The following is a 20,993-nucleotide window of genomic DNA, read 5'->3' on the forward strand; positions in this document are numbered from 1 at the left end:
CCGAAATCCATTGTGGAACAAACGCTTCCGGTCCTTCCGGGAATCGTGCCGGTTTCCCTCCTGTCGGGCGGACCGGTGGTGGTCCGTCCGATGGTGACCGACGACCGGCGAACCGGGATCGTGACTGTTGACAGACCTGAATCGCCCTCGTAGCTTCTTGTCTGCCGTAGCCGCCGCCGGAAATCCTGCTGAGCAAGGCGGATAACGGGCGGCAGAATTCCGCATTCCCCAAGGTCATCTCTGGTTTCTAGGGTGTTTCTTGTCCGGTTCGCCGGATGTGAAGGAGTACAGGTGCCGGCAATGTCCTCCGACGCAGACACCGACGGCCGGTACGGCACGGTCACGTTGCAACCGGGCATGCTCTTCACCCAGGAACACCAGCCCGGGTCGGGCATCGACATCCTCCAGGTGGTCGTCGACTGGCCGGCGCCGTTGGATCCGACCGCCATGCGGGCCGCCTGGCAGCACGCCACCGCCCGGCATCCGGTGCTGCGCACCGCCTTCGTCTGGCCCGGTGACGGCCAACCGGCGCAGGAGGTCCGCGCGCGGGCGAGTCTGCCGGTGGTGCACCACGACTGGTCCGTCCGGTCGCCCGCCGGCCGTGCCGAGCGGCTGGCCCGCTTTCTCGCCGACGACCGGGCCGCCGGCTTCGACTCCTCGACCGCGCCGCTGGCCCGCGTCACCCTGATCACGCACGGGGCGGAACGGCACACCCTGGCGGTCACCCTGCACCACGCCATCCTCGACGGGCGCTCGGTGCACATGCTGCTCGACGAGGTCTGCGCCGAGCACGACGCGCTCGTTGCCGGTCGCCCGTACGTGGCCCCGCAGCGACCGCCGTTCCGCGACTACGCGGTGTGGGCGGCCAGCCGACCACTGCACACCGACCGGCGGTTCTGGAGCACCCGGCTGGCCGGGGCGCGGTTGCCGACCCCGTTGCCGCTGACCGGCCGTCCGGACGCCCCACCCCGTGACACGTCGTCGGTCCGCGAGACGACCCGGTCCCTCGACGCCGGGACCTCCGCCGCCCTCGTCGCCACGGCCCGGAGCGTCGGAGTGTCCCTCGGCACCCTGGTCACCGCGGCCTGGTCGGTGCTGCTGCACCGCTACGCCGGAACAGACGACGTGGTGTTCGGCTCCACCCGCACCTGCCGCCGGGACACGGTGGACGGGGCCGACCGGATGCTGGGCCTTCTGATCAACACGGTGCCGACCCGGATCCGGGTCGAGCCGGACCGGCCGGTACGCGACTGGCTGCTCGACGTCCGGCGGCAGATCGACGAGGTCCGCCCGCACCAGCTCGCCCCGCTGGGCGAGATCCAGCGCTGGAGCGGCGTGCCGGCCAGCACCCCGCTCTTCGACAGCCTCCTGATGTACGAGCACCAGGACCTCCAGACTGCGCTGAGCCGATCGGTGCCCGGCTGGGGCGAGCGGGTCGCCCGTGTCCACCGGCACCCCGGTCCGCCCGTCACCGTCTGCGTCTACGGCGAGCCGACGCTGACCGTGCTCCTCTACCACGACCGCCGCCGGCTCTCCGAGGCCGGTGCGGACGCGATGCTGCGCCAGTTCCTGCTCGTCCTCACCGGGCTGGCCGCCGGAACCGACCGGCCGGTGTCCGCGCTGCCCCTGACCGACCCGACCGACCGGGCCCTGCTGGCCGGCTTCCACACCACCGCTGACCCCGCCGGGGCGTACCCGGCCGACGCCACCGTGCCGGCGCTGGTCGCCGCCGTGGCCCGCCGACAGCCCGACGCGGTCGCCCTGGTCGGCGCCGACGGCACCACCCTGCGCTACCGCGAGCTGGAGGAGAGCGCCGACCGTCTCGCCGACCGGCTCGTGGCCGCCGGCGTGCGACCGGACGAGCCGGTGGCGGTGGCCCTGCCCCGCTCGGTGGACCTGGTCGTCACGCTCCTCGCCGTGCTCAAGGCCGGCGGCGCGTACCTGCCGCTGGACCCGGACGACCCGCCGGCCCGGATCCGGCAATTGCTCGCCGTCGCCGGGGATCCGCTGGTGCTGGCCACCGGTGACGTGCCCGGCGCGACCCGACTGCTCCGCCTGGACCAGCCCGCCGTCGACCGGTCGGCCCCCGACGCGCCCACCGCCGCCGGTCAGTCGTCCGGAGTCCCGGTCCCCGCCACCGACCGTGCGGTGCCGGCCCGGCGGCTGCACCCGTCCGGGCTGGCCTACGTCAGCTTCACCTCCGGGTCCACCGGCACCCCGAAGGGGGTCGCGGTCCCGCACGCCGCCGTGGTCCGCCTCGTCCACCAGCCGGGCTACCTGTGCCTGGGCCCGGACGAGACCGTGCTGCACCTGGCCCCGGTGGCGTTCGACGCGGCCACCCTGGAGATCTGGGGCGCCCTGGCCAACGGCGCCCGGCTGGTGGTGGCCCCGGCCGGCGCGCCCGACCTCGCCGACCTGGCCCGGCTGCTGCGCCGGGAACGGATCTCCGTGCTCTGGCTGACCGCCGGCCTCTTCCACCAACTGGTCGAGTTCGACCCGGAGTGCCTCGCCGGGGTCGGCCAACTGCTCGCCGGTGGGGACGTGCTCGCCCCGGAGGCGGTCCGCCGGGCGCTCCGGGTGCGCGGCGGCGCGCCCCTGGTCAACGGGTACGGTCCGACCGAGAACACCACCTTCACCTGCGTGCACCCGATGACCGACCCGCAGGCGGTGCCGGACCCGGTGCCGATCGGCCGTCCGGTGCCCCGGTCCACGGTGTACGTCCTCGACCCGCAGGGACGCGAGGTGCCGGTCGGGGTGCCCGGCGAGCTGTACACCGGCGGCGTCGGGCTGGCCCGGGGCTACCTCGGCCGTCCGGGGGCGACCGCGGCGGCGTTCCTGCCGGACCCGTTCGACCCGCGTCCGGGCGCCCGGATGTACCGCACCGGCGACCTGGTCCGCTGGCGGCCCGACGGCACCCTCGACTTCCTCGGGCGCATCGACGGGCAGGTCAAGATCCGGGGCTTCCGGGTCGAGCCGGGCGAGGTGGCCGCGGTGCTGCGTACCCACCCGGACGTCGGGGACGCGGTCGTGGTCGTCGACGGGGAGGGGGAACGACGCCGGCTGCTCGCCTACCTGACCCCTCGACCCGGCCAGGCCGTGCCGATCCCCGAGGACCTGGCCCGGTACGCCGCCGAGCGGCTCCCCGTCCACCTGCGCCCGGCCGCCCACCTGGTCCTGCCCGCCCTGCCGCTGACCCGTAACGGCAAGGTCGACCGCCGGGCCCTGCCGCTGCCGGAACCGCCGCCGGACCGGCCGCCCGCCGACCTGACCGATCCGGCCCACCTCCGGCTGGCCGAGGTCTGGGCCGAGCTGCTCGGCGCCGCGCCGGCCCGCGCCGACGACGACTTCTTCCTCCTCGGCGGGAACTCGCTGCTGGCCACCCGGCTCACCTTCGTCGTGGCCGACCGGTTCGGCGTCGACCTGCCGGTCCGCCTGGTCTACGAGCGGCCGACACTCGCCGCGCTGGCCGACGCCGTCGCCCACCACGCCTCCGGCGTGCGGGCCGCGTCCACCGGGGTGGTCCGCCGGGACCGGCGCGGGTACCGGTCGACGCAGAGTCCGACCGGCGCCGCCACACCGCTCCGGAGCGCCCCTGTCCCGCCGCCGGCCCCGGCGCCCACGTCGGCTGCCCCGCCCACGTCGGCCGGCGTGCCGGCGTCGGCTGCCCCGCCCACGTCGGCCGGCGTGCCGGCGTCGGCTGTCCCGCCCGTGGCGGCCGTCCCGCCCGTGACGGAGCCGGTCACGCCGTCCGCGCCACCCGGGGCGGGCCGCGCCGGGGGACCGGCCCACCTGGTCCGTCCGGTCCCCGGGCCGTGGGCGCTGTGGCGCTGGGTCGGGTTGCGGGCCGCCGGCTTCCCGATCGAGACGCTGACCGCCCTGGGGGACGGGGACCTGGTCCAGGCCGCCGACGCGCTGCTGACGGCCGGGGAACGGCTCACCGGGGCCCGACGAGACCTGGCCGAACGGCTGCGCCGGGCGCGGGCGGCCAGCCCGGCGGGGGAGCGGACCGGCTGGAACCGGGCGGTCCGTCAGCTCCGCCGGGACACCCCACCGGAGCCGCTGCCCGCCGGTGCCGCGTCGGTCGACGGCGGGGTGCTCGTCCACGCCCACGCGGCGCTCCGCGCCGCTCACGACGCACGGGACGTCGCGCTCGCGGCGTACCGGGCCGCGTACGACCGGGCCGGCGCGGCCCGCGCCGAGGCGTTGCGGGCCACCGCCGCCGACCCGCTGTTCCGCGAGGCGGTGACCTGGCAGAACCGGCACGCGCTGCGCACCGGCGTCGACCCGGTCCGGGCCGCCGGGGACCGGCGCGACTCCCGGCACCGCCAGCACGAGGCGCTGGTCGCCACCTACCTCCAGCGCTACTGCGTCAAGAACGACACCATCGGCTTCTTCGGCCCGGTCGGCTGGGCCCGGATCACCGACGCCCCACCCGCGCTCGCCGTCCACCACGGTGCCGCACCGCTCGCCCGTCGCACCGTCTACCTGGAGAACTGGGCGGTGGTGGAGGTGGCCGAGGCCCTCGCCGCCCGTGACCCGGGGCTGCGGCCGTGGCTGGTGCCGCGCCGGATGCCCTTCCTGGCCGTCCTCGGCGACGAGCTGCGCATGCCGCTGACCCCACCGGTCGACCTGCCGCCGGCGACGGCCCGGCTGCTGCGCGCCTGCGACGGCACCCGGCCGGCCGGCGAGATCGCCGCCGCGCTGGTCGCCGACCCGGCCACCGGGATCGCCACCAGCGAGCAGGTCTACCGGATGCTCGACGAGCTGCGCCGGGAACGCCGGATCTCGTGGTCGCTGGAGGTGCCCAAGGAGGACCTCTTCCCGGAACGCGCGCTGCGGGCCCGACTCGCCGCGATCGGCGATCCGGCCGTACGGGAACCGGCCCTGGCCGCCCTCGACGACCTCGAACGGGCCCGCGACGAGGTGACCGCGGCAGCCGGGGACGCCGACCGACTCGGTGCGGCGATCGAGGCGCTGGAGGAGAGGTTTACCTCGCTCACCGGCACCGCCCCGACCCGCCGCGCCGGCCGGACCTACGCCGGGCGGACCCTGGTCTACGAGGACTGCCGGTCCGGCACCGAGGTCACCCTCTCCACCGACCTCGTCGCCACCTGCTGGCCGGCGCTGACCCTGCTGCTGGAGAGCGTCCGCTGGTTCACCTCCGCCGGGGCGGCGCTGTTCCGGCGGGCCTTCACCGAGCGGTACCGGGAACTGGTGGCCCGCGTCGGCAGCGACACGGTGTCCTTCGCCGACTTCTGGCTCTGGGCCAACGACCTGCTCTTCGACCCGCCGGAGAAGCTGATCGCGCCGGTGGTGCGCGCGCTCCAGGACCGGTGGGCGAAGATCCTGCCCGAAGCCGTCGACCACCGGATCACCGCGGTCTCCGCCGACCTGCGGGACCGCGTGGCGGAGGCGTTCGCCGCGCCCCGCCCCGGCTGGGTCGGCGCGTACCAGCACAGTCCGGACGTGCTGCTCGCCGCGGACGGGCCGGACGCGGTGGCGCGCGGGGACTTCCACTGGGTGGTCGGCGAGGTGCACCCGGGGGTGAACACGCTGCGGTCGGCGCTGTTCGTCGCCCAGCACCCCGCGCCGGAGGAGCTCCGCGCCGCGATGGCCGCCGACCTGCCGTACGGCCGGATCACCCTGGCCGCCACGGGGGAGGAGGGCGGCGCGTCGTCCCGGCTGACCGACAAGCTGGTCACCGACCGGGACCTGCACCTGGTTTTCGGCCACGACAGCTGCGGGCTCGACCCGGTCACGTCGCTGCCGGTGGCCGACTGCCTCCTGGGGCCGGTCGACGGCGTGCTGACCGTGCACAGCCGGGACGGCCGGCACCGGCTGCCGCTGACCGAGGTGCTGGGGGAGGCGCTGATGGTGCAGCTGGTGCAGCGTTTCGACATCCGGCGGCCGGCCGACCACCAGCCCCGGATCACCGTCGACCGGGTGGTGCTGGCCCGGGAGAGCTGGCGGTTCAGCGCCGCCGGGCTGGACTTCGCCGGGCTGCCCGACGAGGGCGAGCGGTTCCACCACGTCCGGCGCTGGCAGCGGGAGCACGCCCTGCCCCGGCACGTCTTCGTCAAGACACCGGCCGAGGAGAAGCCCTTCCACCTGGACTTCGCCAGCCTCGCCGCGGTGGACGTCTTCGCCCGCGCGGTGCGTCGCGCCGCAGGCCACGACCCGGAGTCCACCGTACGGCTCACCGAGATGCTGCCCGGTCCGGAGCAGGCCTGGCTCACCGACGCGCAGGGCCGGCACCGGACGGCGGAACTGCGCCTGGTCGCCGTCGACACGCGTACCCCCGGCCCGGTCGAGAAGACCGTGCCCGGCACTCCGGCCGCCGACCGGCGGTCGGACCGTCCCCACCGCACCCAGGCGGGAGTATGAACACCGAAACCTATGTCCTGCCGTCGTCGTTCACCCAACGTCGACTGTGGATGATCGACCAGATGGCCCCGGGCGCGGTGACCTACCACATCGCCTGGGCGGTCGAACTGGACGGCCCGCTCGACGTGGCCGCGCTGGAGGCCACCCTGAGTTGGCTGGTGGACCGGCACGAGGCGCTGCGCACCCACTTCACCGCCGTCGACGGGGAACCCGCCCAGGTGGTCGCCCCGGCCGCGCCGGTCCGGCTGCCCGTCGTCGACGGCGGCGAGCACTGGCCCGACCTGGTGGACGCCGCCGCCCGGGAGCCCTTCGACCTGGACACCGGCCCGCTGGCCCGGTTCGGGCTGATCCGCCGGTCCGCCGACGCGCACGTGCTCACCGTCGTGGTGCACCACGCGGTGGCCGACGGCTGGTCGTTCGGGGTCGTCTTCCGTGAACTCGCCGCCGGGTACGCCGCCCTGGCCGCTGGCGCCCACCCCGACCTGCCCCCACCGCCGGTGCAGTACGCCGACTTCGCCGTCTGGCAGCGCGAGCAGGACGAGCAGGGCGCCTTCGACGCCGACCTGGACTTCTGGCACGCCGAGCTGGCCGGCGCGCCGACCCTGCTGGAGCTGCCCGCCGACCGGCCCCGCCCGGCCGAGCAGACCGACGCCGGCGGCGAGGTCCGGTTCGGCTTCCCCGAGACGCTGACCGCCCGGCTGCGCGCCGGCCGGGACGGCACCCTGTTCACCCGGCTGCTGGCCGGCTTCCAGGTGCTGCTGCACCGGCTCACCGGCGCCGACGACCTGCTGGTGGCGGTGCCGGTGGCCGGGCGGACCCGACCGGAGACCCGGGACGTGGTGGGCTTCTTCGCCAACACCCTCGCGCTGCGGGCCCGGTTCACCGACCGGCCGGACTTCGCCGGGGTGCTCGCCCAGGCCCGGGCCTCCGCCACCGCCGTCCAGGCCCGCCAGGACGTCCCCTTCGACCGGATCGTGGACCGGCTGGCCCCCAGCCGCAGCCTCGCCCACGCCCCCGTGGTGCAGGTGATGTTCGCCCTGGACGAACCGTCCGCCCCGGTCGAGGCGGCCGGCCTGCGGATCACCCCACGCCTGTGGGAGAACGGCACGGTCAAGTTCGACCTGACGTTCACCGTCGAGGACCGGCCGGACGGCCTGACGGGCCGGATAACCTACCGCACCGACCTCTACGACTCCGCCCGCGTCGCCGGCCTCGCCGACCGGTACCTCACCCTCCTCGCCGTCGCCCTGGACCGGCCCGGCACCCCCGTCGGCGAGCTGCCGATGCTCGACGCGGGGGAGCGGGAGCGGCTGCTGCGCGCCGGCAACGACACCGACCTGCCGCTGCCCCCGGTGGCGACGGTCGCCGAGCTGCTCGACCGCTACCCGCCCGTCGACGTCGACGCCGTGGCGGTCGCCGCGCCGGGCGGCACGATCAGCCACCGGGACCTCGCCGTACGCGCCAACCGGATCGCCCATTTGCTGCGCCGCCACGGCGTCGGCCCGGACACCCCGGTCGGGCTCTGCCTCGGCCGGGGCACCGACCTGGTCGCGGCGGTCCTCGGCGTCTGGCGGGCCGGCGCCGGCTACCTGCCCCTCGACCCGGGGCTGCCGACCGACCGCCTCGCCACCATGCTGGCCGACGCCGCCCCGCCGGTGGTGCTCACCGACGCCACCGGCGCTGCCCACGCCGCCGGGGCGGTCGCCGCCGGCACTACCGCGCCGGTCGTGCTCCGCCTCGACCAGCTCGACCCGACCGGGCTTCCCGCCGACCCGCCGCCGGTCGCCGGTCACCCGGACGCGCTGGCCTACCTGCTCTACACCTCCGGCTCCACCGGCCGTCCCAAGGGCGTCGCGGTCACCCACGGCGCGGTGGTCAACCTGCTCGTCGGGTTCCACCGGCTGCTCGACCTGACCCCCGCCGACCGGGTCGCCGCCATCACCACCCCGGCGTTCGACATCTCCGTGGTGGAGCTGGTGCTCCCGCTGTTGGCCGGCGCCCGGATCGAGATGCTCGACGCGGACACCGCGCTCGACGCCACCGCCCTGCACGCCGCCCTCACCGACCGGGGCGTCACCGTGCTCCAGGGCACCCCGGCGACGTGGCGGATGCTGGTCGCCGCGGGGGGCGTACCGGCCGGGGTGCGGCTGCGGATCAGCGGCGGCGAGGCGCTCACCCGCGACCTGGCCGACCGGCTGCGCGCCGACGGAGCGCGGGTGCTCAACGGGTACGGCCCGTCGGAGACCACGATCTACTCCTCGGCCGGTCCGGTCGACGCCACCGGTCCGGTCGACCTGGGGCGACCCTGCGCGAACACCCGCGTCCACCTGCTCGACGCGGCCGGCGAGCCGGTGCCCGACGGGGTGGTCGGTGAGATCCACATCGGCGGCGCCGGGGTCGCCCGGGGCTACCACGGCCAGCCGGGACCGACCGCCGACCGGTTCCGGCCCGACCCGTTCGGCGACCGTCCCGGCGGGCGGCTCTACGCCACCGGCGACCTGGCCCGGCGGCTGCCCGGCGGGCGGCTGGAATACCTCGGCCGGGCCGACCAGCAGGTCAAGGTGCGCGGGTTCCGGATCGAGCTGGGCGAGATCGAGGCCGCGCTGCGCGACCAGCCCGGCGTCCGGGACGCCGTGGTGACCACCTGGGGTACGGGGGCGGACGTCCGGCTCGCCGCCTACGCGGTCACCGAGCCGGCCGGCGCCGACGCCGCCTCGCTCTGGCCGCCGGTGCGCGCCGCGTTGGCCCGTCGCCTGCCCGAGTACATGGTGCCGGCGACCCTGGTCGTCCTCGACGCGCTGCCCCGCACCGCCAGCGGCAAGCGGGACCGGCGGGCGCTGCCCGAGCCGACCTGGCGGGAGACCAGCGGCGACGGGCCCGTCGCACCGCGCGACCCGGTCGAGGAGCAGCTCGCCGCGCTCTGGCGGGACGTGCTCGGCCGGGACGAGGTGGGCGTGCACGACAACTTCTTCGCCCTCGGCGGGCACTCGCTCACCGCGACCCGGTTGATCGCCCGCGTCCGCACCACCTTCGGCACCGAGTTGGCGCTGCGCAGCCTCTTCGCCGCGCCCACCATCGCCGAACTCGCCGTCATCGTCGCCGCCGGGGTCGAGGCCCCCGCCGGCACCGACCGCATCGGTCCCGCCGGGCCAACCCCGCAGGACCTGCTCGCCTCACTCGACGACCTCTCCGACAGCGAGGTCGACGCGTTGCTGGACACCCTGATCGCCGAGGAGGACATGTGACCCCGCACCGGGAACGGGTGGTCGTCATCGGAGCCGGCCTGGCCGGTTCACTCGCCGCGCTCTACCTCGCCCGGCGGGGCCACACGGTCGACGTCCACGAGCGACGGCCCGACCCCCGCACCGCCCCGCCCGGCGCGGGCGGCCGGTCGATCAACCTCGGCCTCTCCGCCCGGGGCATGCGTGCCCTCGACGGGGTGGGTCTCCTCGACGACGTGCTCAAGCGCAGCGTGCCGATGCGTGGCCGGGTGGTGCACGCCCCGGACGGCTCGGTGCGCTTCCAGCCGTACGGGGTGCGGGAACACGAGATCCTCCACTCGGTGCTCCGGGACGAGCTGATCTCACTGGTCGTGGAGGCCGCCGAGGCGGAACCGGGGGTGCGGTTCCACTTCGGCAGCCGGCTGCTGCGGCTGGACCGGGACACCGCGACCGTCGAGGTCGCCCCGACCGGTGGCGGGGAGCCGATCCGGATCACCGCCGACTGGGTCGTCGGCGCCGACGGGGTGTTCTCCACCGTCCGGCAGCAGATGCAGCACGGACTGCGCAGCGACTACGCCCAGGAGTTCCTGCCCTGGGGGTACAAGGAGCTGACCATCCCGGTCGGCCCGGACGGCCGGCCCCGGGTCCGGCTGGAGGCGTTGCACGTCTGGCCCGGCCACGAGGCGCTGATGGTGGCGCACCCCAACCGGGACGGCTCGCTGACCTGCTCGCTGTTCATGGCCCACGAGGGGCCGGTGAGCTTCGCCGCGCTGGACACCCCGGCGGCGGTGCGTGACTTCTTCCGCCGGCACTTCCCCGACGCGGGGGACCTGATGCCGAACCTGGTCGACGAGATCGCCGGACACCCGACCGGGCACCTGGTCACCGTGCGCACCGCCCCCTGGCGGCACGCCGACCGGGTGGTGCTGATCGGGGACGCCGCGCACGCGGTCTATCCGTTCTACGGCCAGGGCATGAACTCCGCGTTCGAGGACTGCCTGGTGCTCGACGGCTGCCTCGCCGACCATCCGACGGACCGGGCGGCGGCGCTGGCCGCGTACGAGGCGGCCCGCAAGCCGCACACCGACGTGCTCGCCGACCTCTCCACCGCCAACTTCGTCGACCTGCGGGACCGGGTGCACCGAACCGGGTACACCCTCTCCGCCGCCGCCGACCGGGTGCTGTCCCGGCTGCTGCCGGGGCGCTGGGTGCCGCTGTACACGATGGTCGCCCACACCACCACCCCGTACGCCGACGCGTTGGCCCGGGCCCGCCGCCAGGAGCGTGTCCTGCGCGGCGCCGGCGCCGGTCTCGCCCTGGGCGCCGTGGTCGCCCTCGCCGCCGGGCTGCGCGCCGGGCGCCGGACCGGGGGGCGGGGGACATCGTGCTGACTCATTCGCTCCTTCCCGGACAGATCCTGTTCACCGCGGCCGACCTCTCCGCCGACCCGCCGCACCCGCTGCTCGACGGCGCGGTCGACCAGCTGCGGGCGGTCGTCGCCTGGGCCCGGGAGTACCTCTGCGAGCCGCACCCGGAGCTGGGCCGCAAGGGACCGGTCTGTCCCTACGCCCAGGGCTCGCTGGACCGGGACACCTTCTACCTGGCCGTGCACCGGGGCGGCAGCGTCGACCCGGTCGAGCTGGACACGGTGCTCGCCGGGTACCGGGACTGGTTCGCCGGCCTGGAACCGCTGGCCGGACCGGCCGCCCAGTTCAAGACGATCCTGCTCACCCTGCCCGACCTGCCCGCCGACGTGGCCCGGGAGACGGTGGACCGCACCCAGGCGCGGCTCAAGCCGGCGTACACCGAACAGGGTCTGATGCTCGGCGAGTTCCACGACGGGCCGCCGGACAAGGGCGGCCTGTGGAACACCGAGTTCCGGCCCCTGCACAGCCCGGTGCCGATGCTGGTGGTCCGGCACATGGTCGCCAGCGACCTGCCGTTCCTCGTCGACGACCCGGTGACCTGCGCGGCGTACCTGCGGTACTTCGCGCACAGCGCGCCCGGCGCGCTGCGCCAGCAGATCGCCGCGGCGGCCGCCCGGCACGGCCTCGTCGTGCCCGAGACCCCCGCCGGTGCGCCGGCGCTGCGCCGGCTGCTCAGTCAGGAGGTGGGATGAGCACGGCCGACGCCGCCGACGCCGGAGCCGCCGGGGCCGCCGCCGGGGACAAGCGGGCCCTGCTCGCCCGGCTGCTCGCCGAACGGGCCCGCGCGCCCCGCCGGCACCCGGCCTCCTTCGGCCAGCGTCGGCTGTGGTTCCTGGACCGTCTCACCGGCGCCGACCCGGTCTACAACATCCCGGTGGCGTTCCGGGTGCGCGGCCCGCTGGACGTCGACGCGCTGCGCACCGCCCTGGCCACGATCGTGGCCCGGCACGGGGCGCTGCGGACCACCTTCGCCGAGTCCGGTGGGGAACCGGTGCAGGTGGTCCACCCGACCGGCGTGCCGGACCTGGCCGTGGTCGACCTGACCGGGCTGCCGGCGGCCGACCGGGACGCCGAGGCCACCCGGCTGGTCTGGGAGCAGGCCCGGACGCCGTTCGACCTCACCGCCGGCCCGCTGCTGCGGGTGGTGGTGGTCCGGACCGACACCGACCGGCACCACCTGTCGCTCTGCCTGCACCACATCGTCTCCGACGCGTGGTCGCTGGGTGTGCTGTTCCGGGAGCTGGACACCGCGTACGCCGCCGCGCTGGCCGGCGAGCCGGCCCGCCTGCCCGAGCTGCCCACCCAGTACGCCGACTTCGCCGTCTGGCAGCGGGACCGGCTGGCCGGGGACACCCTGCGCGGGCAGCTCGACCACTGGCTGGCCCACCTGCGTGGTGCTCCGGCCCTGCTCTCCCTGCCCACCGACCGGCCCCGCCCGACGAGTCGCTCCCAGCGGGGCGCGGCCCACTACCTCACCCTCCCGGCCGAGGTCACCAGCCGCGTCGAGGAGTTCGGCCGGACGGCCGGGGTCACCCTCTTCATGACCCTGCTCGCCGGGTTCCAGGCGGTCCTGTCCCGGCACAGCGGGCAGGACGACATCGTCGTCGGCACCCCGGTCGCCGGCCGGGACCACCCCGACCTGGAGGGGCTGATCGGGTTCTTCGTCAACACCGTCGCCCTGCGGGTGTCGACGGCCGGATCGCCGTCGCTGCGGGAACTGGTCGGCCGGGTACGCGAGGTCGCCCTCACCGGCCTCGGCAACGCCGAGCTGCCCTTCGAGAAGCTCGTGGAGGAGTTGCAGCCGGACCGCAGCCTGGCCCACGCGCCGGTCTTCCAGGCCCAACTCGTCCTCCAGAACGCGCCGTACGACGGGTTCCGGCTCACCGGCTGCACGGCCAGCACCCTGGAGGTGGACAGCGGCTCGGCGAAGTTCGACCTGACCCTGGTCGGGGAGCGGACCGGCGACGGCGCGCTGCGGCTGGCGTTCGAGTACGACACCGCGCTGTTCGACGTCGCCACCGTGGACCGGCTCGGTCGGCACCTGTGCACCCTGCTGGCGGCGGCGGTCGCCGACCCCGACCGCCCCCTGGACCGGATCCCGCTGCTCGGTGGGGCGGAGCTGCGGCAGGCCCTGGTGGAGTGGAACGCCACCGACCGCCCGCTGCCCGAGGTCTCCTCGGTGTTGGACCTGCTGCCCACCGGCCCGGCAGCCCCGGGTTCCCCGCCGGCGGTCACCGGCCCGGACGGACAGCTCGACCGGCCTGACCTGCACCGCTGGGCCGGCCGGATCGCTCGCCGGCTGCGCGCCGCCGGGGTGGGCCCGGACACGCCGGTCGGCATCTGCCTGGACCGGGGCGTCGGGATGGTCGCCGCGGTGCTCGGGGTGTGGCGCGCCGGAGCCGGCTACCTCCCGCTCGACCCCGCCCTGCCGGCGGAACGGCTGCGCTTCATGCTCGCCGACTCCGGCGCCCGCGTGGTGCTGACCAGCCGCGCGGTCGCCGACCGGCTGGCCGGGGTGCTGGACGCGGCTCCGACCGTCCTGCTGCTGGACGACACCGGAGCCCACACCGGAACCTCCGGAACGGTCGACGACGCCGCCGGGACCGACGAGCCGGATCCGGCGGCCCCGCACCCGGACGCGCTGGCGTACCTGCTCTACACCTCCGGCTCGACCGGCCGCCCGAAGGGCGTGGCCGTTCCGCACCGGGCCGTGCTCAACCTGCTCACCTCCTTCCGGGCCGATCTCGACCTCGGGCCGGGTGACCTGCTCGCGGCGGTCACCACCCTCTCGTTCGACATCTCCGTGGTGGAGCTGGTCCTGCCGCTCATGTGCGACGTCCCGCTGCTGGTGGTCGGTGCCGACGAGACGGCGGACGGGCCGGCCCTGCGCCGCCGGCTGGCCGAGAGCGGGACGACGGTGCTCCAGGCCACCCCGGCCACCTGGCGGCTCCTGCTGGCCGCCGGTGGGGTGCCCCCGACGGTGCGGCTGCGGCTCACCGGCGGCGAGGCGCTGCCCCGGGACCTCGCCGACGCGCTCCTCGCCGACGGGGCGTCGCTGTGGAACTGCTACGGGCCGACCGAGACGACGGTCTACTCGTCCGCCGGACCGGTGCCGCCCGCCCCGGCCGTCGTCACCATCGGCAGGCCGATCGCCAACACCCGACTCCACCTGCTCGACGAGGCGTTCCAGCCGGTGCCGGTGGGCGTGGTCGGCGAACTGTACGTCGGCGGGACCGGGGTGGCCCGGGGCTACCACGGCCGTCCCGGCCTCACCGCCGACCGGTTCGTGCCGGACCCGTTCGCCGACCGGCCCGGGGCCCGCCTCTACGCCACCGGCGACCTGGCCCGCCGTCGACCCGACGGCACGGTGGAATACCTCGGTCGCGCGGACCACCAGGTCAAGGTACGCGGCTTCCGGATCGAGCCGGGCGAGATCGAGACGCTGCTGCGGGCCCGTGACGAGGTCGCCGACGCCGTGGTCACCGCGTGGACCGGCGGAGACGGCGACGTCCGGCTGGTCGCCTACGCGGTGCCGGCCGCCGGGACCGACCCGGACAGCCTCTGGGAGCGGGTCCGGCCCGCGCTGGCCTGCCGGCTGCCCGAGTACATGGTCCCGGCGACCCTGGTGCCGCTGGCCGCCCTGCCGCTGACCGACAGCGGCAAGGTCGACCGGAAGGCGTTGCCCGCTCCCCGGTGGACCGACTCCGCCGCCGTCCCGGTCGCTCCCCGCGACCCGGTGGAACGGCTGGTCGCCGAGATCTGGCAGGACGTGCTGCGGGTCGACGCGGTCGGTGTGCACGACGACTTTTTCCGTCTTGGCGGACACTCCCTGCTCGGGGTGCGGGCGCTGGGCCGGATCGGCGCGGCGGTGGAGATGGAAGTGCCGATCCCGCTGCTCTTCGCCGCTCCCACGGTCGCCGCGATGGCCGACGCGCTGCGCGCCGCCGAGCCGACGCCCGGTCACGTCGACGCCGTCGCCGCCTTCCGGCAGGAGATGGCCGGCCTCTCCGACGAGGAACTGCGGGCACTGGTGGAGGGACCGTCATGACCGACCGGGAACGGCTGATCCGGGAGCTGATGGCCCGCCGGGGGCTGGGCACCGCGACCGCGCCGCCGGGGATTCCCCGCCGTGCCCCGGGCACCCCGGTGCCGCTCTCCTCGACGCAGGAGGGGATGTGGTTCCTCGACCGGCTCCAACCGGGCAGCCCGGCGTACGTGATGAGCCACGCCGTCCGGCTCACCGGGCCGCTGGAGCCGGCCGCGGTGCAGGCCGCGCTGGACGACCTGGTCGCCACACACGAGGCGTTGCGGACCCGGTTCGTGGACCGGGACGGGCGGGTCGAGCAGGAGGTGCTCCCCGCTGACGATCCGGCAGCGCGGTGTGTGGTGGTCGTCGAGGACCTGACCGGCGGCTCCGTCGTGGACCGCGACGCGGCGGTCGCCGACGTCGTCCGGCGGGAGACCGAGACCCCCTTCGACCTCGGTCGGGCACCCCTGCTGCGGGTCCGGCTGGGCCGGCTGGACCACGACGAGCACCTGCTGGTGGTCAGCCTGCACCACATCGTCGCCGACGAGCGGTCCGTCGACATCGTCCTGACCGGACTGCTCGACGGGCACCACCGGCACCGGACCGGCGCCGGCGTGGCTCCCGCCCCGGTCGCCCAGTTCCCCGACCACGTTCTGTGGCAGCGCGAGCGGCTCGCCGGTGGGGCCGCCGACCGGGCGCGGGAGTTCTGGGCCACCCGGCTGGCGGGCAGCTCCGGCCTGCTCGACCTGCCCACCGACCGGCCCCGACCGGCCACCCAGACCTTCGCCGGACGCACCCACGGCTTCACCGTCGCCGCCGACCTGACCGCCGCCCTCGACGCGCTGGGCCGGCGCACCGGCTGCACCCGGTTCATGGTGCTGCTCGCCGGGCTCCAGGTGTTGCTGGCCCGGCTCGGCGGCACCGACGACGTCTGCGTCGGCTCGCCGGTGACGCTGCGCGCCGACGCGGCCCAGCAGGACATCGTCGGTCTGCTGGTGAACACCCTGCCGCTGCGGACCGACCTCTCCGGCGACCCGACGCTGGCCGAGGTGGTGGACCGGGTCCGGGCCACCTGCGTGGCGTCGCTGGCCCACGCCGAGCTGCCGTTCGAGCGGATCGTCGAGACCGCCCGGCTGCCCCGCGACCCGAGCCGCAACCCGCTGTACCAGGTGATGCTGGTGGTCAACCAGGACGGTTCGGAGGGCCCGCGCGGTGACCTCACCGTCCGGCCGGTCCCGGTGGTCCGGGAGACCTCCCGTCTGGACCTGACCGTGGCGGTGCGCGCCGCCGGGTCCGGCCTGGCCGGTCTGGTCGACTACAACACCGACCTGTTCGACGAGGTGACCGTCGCGCGCTTCGTCGACCGGCTCACCGCCGTGCTGTGGGCGCTCGCCACCGAACCGCAGCGCCGGCTCGCCGACCTCGACCTGACCGGCCCGGCCGAGCGGCGGGACCTGGCCCGGTGGAACGCCACCGGCCGGGCGTACCCGACGGGTGGCGGCCTGCACGACCTGGTCCGGGCCCGCGCGGCGCTCGACCCGGACGCGCCCGCGATGCTGGACGTCAGCCCGGACGCCCCCGCCCGGCCGCCGCTGACCTACGGCCGGCTGGTCGCGGACGCCGACCGGCTCGCCGCCCGGCTGCGTGGCCTCGGCGTCCGGCCGGACCAGCCGGTGGGGCTGGTCCTGCCGGCGGGAGCCGCCGCGCTGACCGGCATCCTGGCGATCCTCACCGCCGGCGGTGGCTACCTGCCGTTGGACCCGGGCCACCCGCCGGCCCGGCTGCGTGCCCTGCTCACCGCCGCCGGCACCACGGTCTGCCTCACCGACGCCGACCTCGCCCGGACGTTGGCCGCCCCGCCGGAGGACGCCGACCCCGACGACCGGCCGTACGCCGGCACGCTGCTCGTCGTCGACCCCGACGCCGACGGGTGCGACCCCGGCGTGACGGCGGGCGAGGTGACCGCCCCGGCGACCCACCCCGACCAGCTCGCCTACGTCATCCACACCTCCGGCTCCACCGGCACGCCGAAGGGCGTGATGGTCGGTCACCGCACCGCCGTGAACCTGGCGCTGGCCTTCGCCGACCTGCACGGCATCGGTCCCGGCGACCGGCTGCTCATGCTGCCCCCGCTCAGCTTCGACGCCAGCGTCGGTGACCTCTTCCCGGCGCTGGCCAGCGGGGCGGCGCTGGTGGTGCACCGGCAGCCGGCGGCGATCACCGGTCCCGGCCTGGCCGAGCTGTGCCGCACCCACGGGATCACCCTCGTCGACACCGCCGCGCCGCTCTGGGCCCGCTGGGTGGACGACCTGGCCGGCCGGTCCGGGCCGGTCGACGTCGGCCCGCTGCGCGGCACGATGGTCGGCGGGGAGGCCGTCGACCTGGACACCGTCCGGCGGTGGGCGCGACTCACCGACGGCCGGGTGACCGTGTACAACCACTACGGCCCGACCGAGGCGACCGTCTGCGCCACCACCCACGCCACCGTCGACGGGAGGGAACTGCCCGGTCTGACCCGGCTGCCGATCGGGCGTCCGGTGCCGAACGTGCGGGTCCACGTCCTCGACTCCGCCCTGCGGCCGGTGCCGGTCGGCCTGTCCGGCGAGGTGTACGTCGGCGGCACCGCGCCGGCCCGGGGCTACCTCGGCCGACCCGCCGAGACCGCCGCCCGTTTCGTGCCCGACCCGTACGGCCCGCTCGGGGCCCGGCTCTACCGCACCGGCGACCTGGCCCGGCACCGGGCCGACGGGACACTGGAGTTCCTCGGGCGCACCGACCGGCAGGTCAAGATCCGTGGATACCGGATCGAGGTCGGCGAGGTGGAGGCGGCCTGCGCGGCCCTGCCCGGGGTGCGCCGGGCCGCCGTGGTGGTCGACCACTCCGCCACCGGTTCCCGCCTGGTCGCCTACCTCGTCGGGGACACTGCCCCGGACGGCGCGTCGGCGCGCGCCGCGCTCCGGCGGCGGATGCCGGAGCAGCTGATCCCGGCGGCCTTCGTCCAGGTGCCGGAACTGCCCACCAACCGGCACGGCAAGCTGGACCTGGCCGCCCTGCCGGCCCCTGCCGACGCCACCGACCGGCCCGCGCACGAGCCGCCGGACACCCCCACCGAGAAGGCCCTCGCGGACATCTGGGCCGACCTGCTCGGCACCGGACCGGTCGGCCGGCGGGACAACTTCTTCGACCTGGGCGGGCACTCGCTGCTCGCCGCCACCGTGGTCACCCGGATCCGGGCCGCCCTCGGCGCGGACCTGCCGCTGCGGGCGCTCTTCGAGTCTGCCGACCTCGCCGGACTCGCCGCCGTCCTCGACGGCGACGGGCCGACCCCGGTCGACCACGGCGACCTGCTGCGCGCCGAGGCACGCCGCGCCGACGACCTGACCGTGCCGGCCGGCACCGTGGCGGAGGTGCCGGAGCACGTCCTGTTCACCGGGGCCACCGGGTTCCTCGGCGCGTACCTGCTCGCCGACTGGCTCACCCACACCCGGGCCACCGCGCACTGCCTGGTCCGCGCCGACACCCCGGCCGCCGCTGTCGACCGGGTCCGCGCCAACCTGCGCCGGTACGGCCTCTGGCAACCGGAGTACGCCGACCGCCTCGTCGGCCTTCCCGGGGACCTCGGCGCGCCCCGGCTCGGGCTGACCGATCCGGCCTTCGCCGACCTCGGCGAACGGCTCGACGCCGTCGTCCACAACGGTGGCGTGGTCAACTTCGTGCAGCCGTACCCGGTGCTCCGCCCGGCCAACGTCAACGGCACGTACGAGGTGCTCCGGCTGGCCACCACGGCCCGCCCCAGCGCGGTGCACTTCGTCTCCACCCTCGGCGTCTTCGTCACGCCGTCGCGCACCGGCACCCTGGTCCGCGAGGGGGACGTGCCGGACGACTGCGACGGCCTCTACGACGGCTACAACGCCAGCAAGTGGGTCGCCGACGCGCTGGTCCGCGCCGCCCGGGAGCGGGGCCTGCCGGTCAGCGTGCACCGGCCGGCCCGGATCACCGGCGACGCCCGTACCGGGGTCGGCAACGTCGACGACTTCTTCAGCCGGCTGCTGAAGACCTGCGTGCAACTCGGCGCCGTGCCGGACATCGACGACCCCGCCGACCTCGCCCCGGTGGACTACGTGGGCGCCGGCATCGGTCACCTGACCCGGACCGGATCCACCGGTGACCACCACTACTACAACAACCGCACCGTCAGCTACGCCGACCTCGCCGAGGCCGTCACCGACTTCGGGCACCCGGTGGACCTGGTGCCGTACCCGCGCTGGCGGGCGGCGCTGCTGGCCCGGCCGGACGTCGCCCTGGCCCGGTTCACCCCGCTGTTCGGCGCGGACACCCCGGTCCGCACCCAACCGGACTTCGACTGCACCGCCACCGAGAACGCCCTCGCGGCGGCCGGCGTCACCTGCCCGCCGGCCGACGCGCACCTGTTGCACACCTACCTGGCGGCGTTCGTCGCCGCCGGGTTCCTCGACCCGCCGGGGAGGACCCGTGGCTGACCGTACGCTGCCCACCCACCGATGGGTGGCCATCTGGCTCGGCCAGCTCGTCTCCCTGATCGGGTCGAGCCTGACCGCGTTCGTCCTCGGCGTCTGGGTCTACCAGCGCACCGGCTCCGTCACCCAGTTCTCGATGATCTTCCTGGCCGCCACCCTGCCGGCGGTGCTGGTGGCGCCGTTCGCCGGGGCCCTCGCCGACCGCCGGGACCGCCGCCGGCTGATGCTGGCCAGCGACACCCTCGCCGCGGTGGGCACCGCCGCGCTCGCCGCGCTGGTCGCCGCCGACGCGCTCCAGGTGTGGCACATCTACCTGGCGACGGTGCTCAGCGCCGGGGCGTCCACCGTGCACCAGGTCGCCTACCAGGCGATGACCCCGGCGCTGGTCGGCAAGCGGAACCTCGGCCGGTTCAACGGGCTGATGCAGGTCTCCCGGGCGGTGCAGATCGCCGCGCCGCTGGTCGCCGGGGTGCTGGTGGTGACCATCGGGGTCGGCGGGGTGATGGTCGTCGACCTGGGCACCTTCGTCGTCGCGGCCGGCACGCTGCTGCTGGTCCGGCTGCCCGCCGAGGTGACCCGCCCGGCCGGGGACGCCCCCGCCGACGAGCCGGTGCTGCGCGGGGCCGCCGCCGGCTGGCACCACCTGCGGCAGCGCCCCGGCCTGCTCCGGCTCATGCTGGTCTTCGGGGCGTTCAACTTCCTCTTCGGCATCGCCGGGGTGCTGGTCCAGCCGCTGGTCCTCTCGTTCGCCTCGGCGGACACCCTCGGCGTGCTGATGTTCGCCGGTGGGGCCGGACTCTTCGCCGGCAGCCTGCTGATGGGCGCGTGGGGTGGGCCGGCGCGGCGGATCACCGCCGTGTGCGGCGGGCTCGCGATCGGCGGGGTGGCGCTGGTGCTGCACGCGGCGGCCCCGTCCGTGTGGCTGATCGGCGTGGTCGCCCCGCTGTTCCTGTTCACCCTGCCGATCGTGAACAGCTCCACCATGACGCTGATCCAGACCAAGACCGAGCCGGCCGTGCTGGGCCGGGTGCTCGCCACCGCCCGGGTGATCGGCGACGCCAGCATCCCGGTCGCGTACGTGCTGGCCGGGCCGATCGCCGACGGCGTCGAGCCGCTGCTGCGCGCGGACGGGGCGCTCGCCGGCTCGGTCGGTCAGGTGATCGGCACCGGCGACGGCCGGGGTGTCGCCCTGGTCTTCGCGGTCACCGGCGCGTTGATGGTGCTGCTCGCCGGGGCCGCGTGGGCGTGGCCGGCGCTGCGCGGCGTCGACGACCTGCCCGACGCCCTCCCCGACGACCCGGTCGGCTCCGACGCCGGCTCCGAGGACCGTGCCGGCCCCGACACCGGCTCCGCCGACGGGGCCGCCGGCCCCGAGACCGTTCCCGCCAACCGCTGACCCTGTCCCCGAACCCGTAACCGACCCGAAGGAGCGCCCCGC

General features: G+C 75.9%; 7 protein-coding genes. All 7 read left to right on the plus strand.

What is annotated here, in order from left to right; all coding sequences use genetic code 11:
• Window positions 1-300: 300 nt before the first annotated feature.
• Genes GA0070618_RS35580 through GA0070618_RS24625 form a run of 7 tightly spaced genes read left to right on the plus strand, consistent with a single transcriptional unit; the run spans window position 301 to window position 20,951 of the window.
• Window positions 301-6,384, plus strand: a complete 6,084-nt coding sequence (locus tag GA0070618_RS35580) for a non-ribosomal peptide synthetase (protein ID WP_088983736.1) — start codon at window positions 301-303, stop codon at window positions 6,382-6,384.
• The gene (locus GA0070618_RS24600; protein ID WP_088983737.1) at window positions 6,381-9,629 is read left to right on the plus strand and encodes a non-ribosomal peptide synthetase; all 3,249 of its coding nucleotides are present in this window, start codon (window positions 6,381-6,383) and stop codon (window positions 9,627-9,629) included. Before GA0070618_RS35580 ends, GA0070618_RS24600 begins: the two co-directional genes overlap by 4 nt.
• Complete coding sequence (locus tag GA0070618_RS24605; protein WP_088983738.1) at window positions 9,626-10,996, plus strand: FAD-dependent oxidoreductase; 1,371 nt, start codon at window positions 9,626-9,628, stop codon at window positions 10,994-10,996. Before GA0070618_RS24600 ends, GA0070618_RS24605 begins: the two co-directional genes overlap by 4 nt.
• The gene (locus GA0070618_RS24610; protein WP_088983739.1) at window positions 10,990-11,724 is read left to right on the plus strand and encodes a DUF6875 domain-containing protein; all 735 of its coding nucleotides are present in this window, start codon (window positions 10,990-10,992) and stop codon (window positions 11,722-11,724) included. Before GA0070618_RS24605 ends, GA0070618_RS24610 begins: the two co-directional genes overlap by 7 nt.
• On the plus strand, window positions 11,721-15,080 hold the full coding sequence (locus tag GA0070618_RS24615) for a non-ribosomal peptide synthetase (protein ID WP_088983740.1): 3,360 nt from the start codon (window positions 11,721-11,723) through the stop codon (window positions 15,078-15,080). Before GA0070618_RS24610 ends, GA0070618_RS24615 begins: the two co-directional genes overlap by 4 nt.
• Window positions 15,077-19,558: a non-ribosomal peptide synthetase gene (locus GA0070618_RS24620; RefSeq protein ID WP_088983741.1), complete on the plus strand. Its 4,482-nt coding sequence runs from the start codon at window positions 15,077-15,079 to the stop codon at window positions 19,556-19,558. Before GA0070618_RS24615 ends, GA0070618_RS24620 begins: the two co-directional genes overlap by 4 nt.
• Window positions 19,551-20,951 (plus strand): MFS transporter, encoded by a 1,401-nt coding sequence (locus GA0070618_RS24625; protein ID WP_088983742.1) that lies wholly within the window; start codon window positions 19,551-19,553, stop codon window positions 20,949-20,951. Before GA0070618_RS24620 ends, GA0070618_RS24625 begins: the two co-directional genes overlap by 8 nt.
• Window positions 20,952-20,993: the final 42 nt, after the last annotated feature.

Origin of the sequence: Micromonospora echinospora (assembly GCF_900091495.1) — a bacterium.
Lineage (GTDB): Bacteria > Actinomycetota > Actinomycetes > Mycobacteriales > Micromonosporaceae > Micromonospora > Micromonospora echinospora.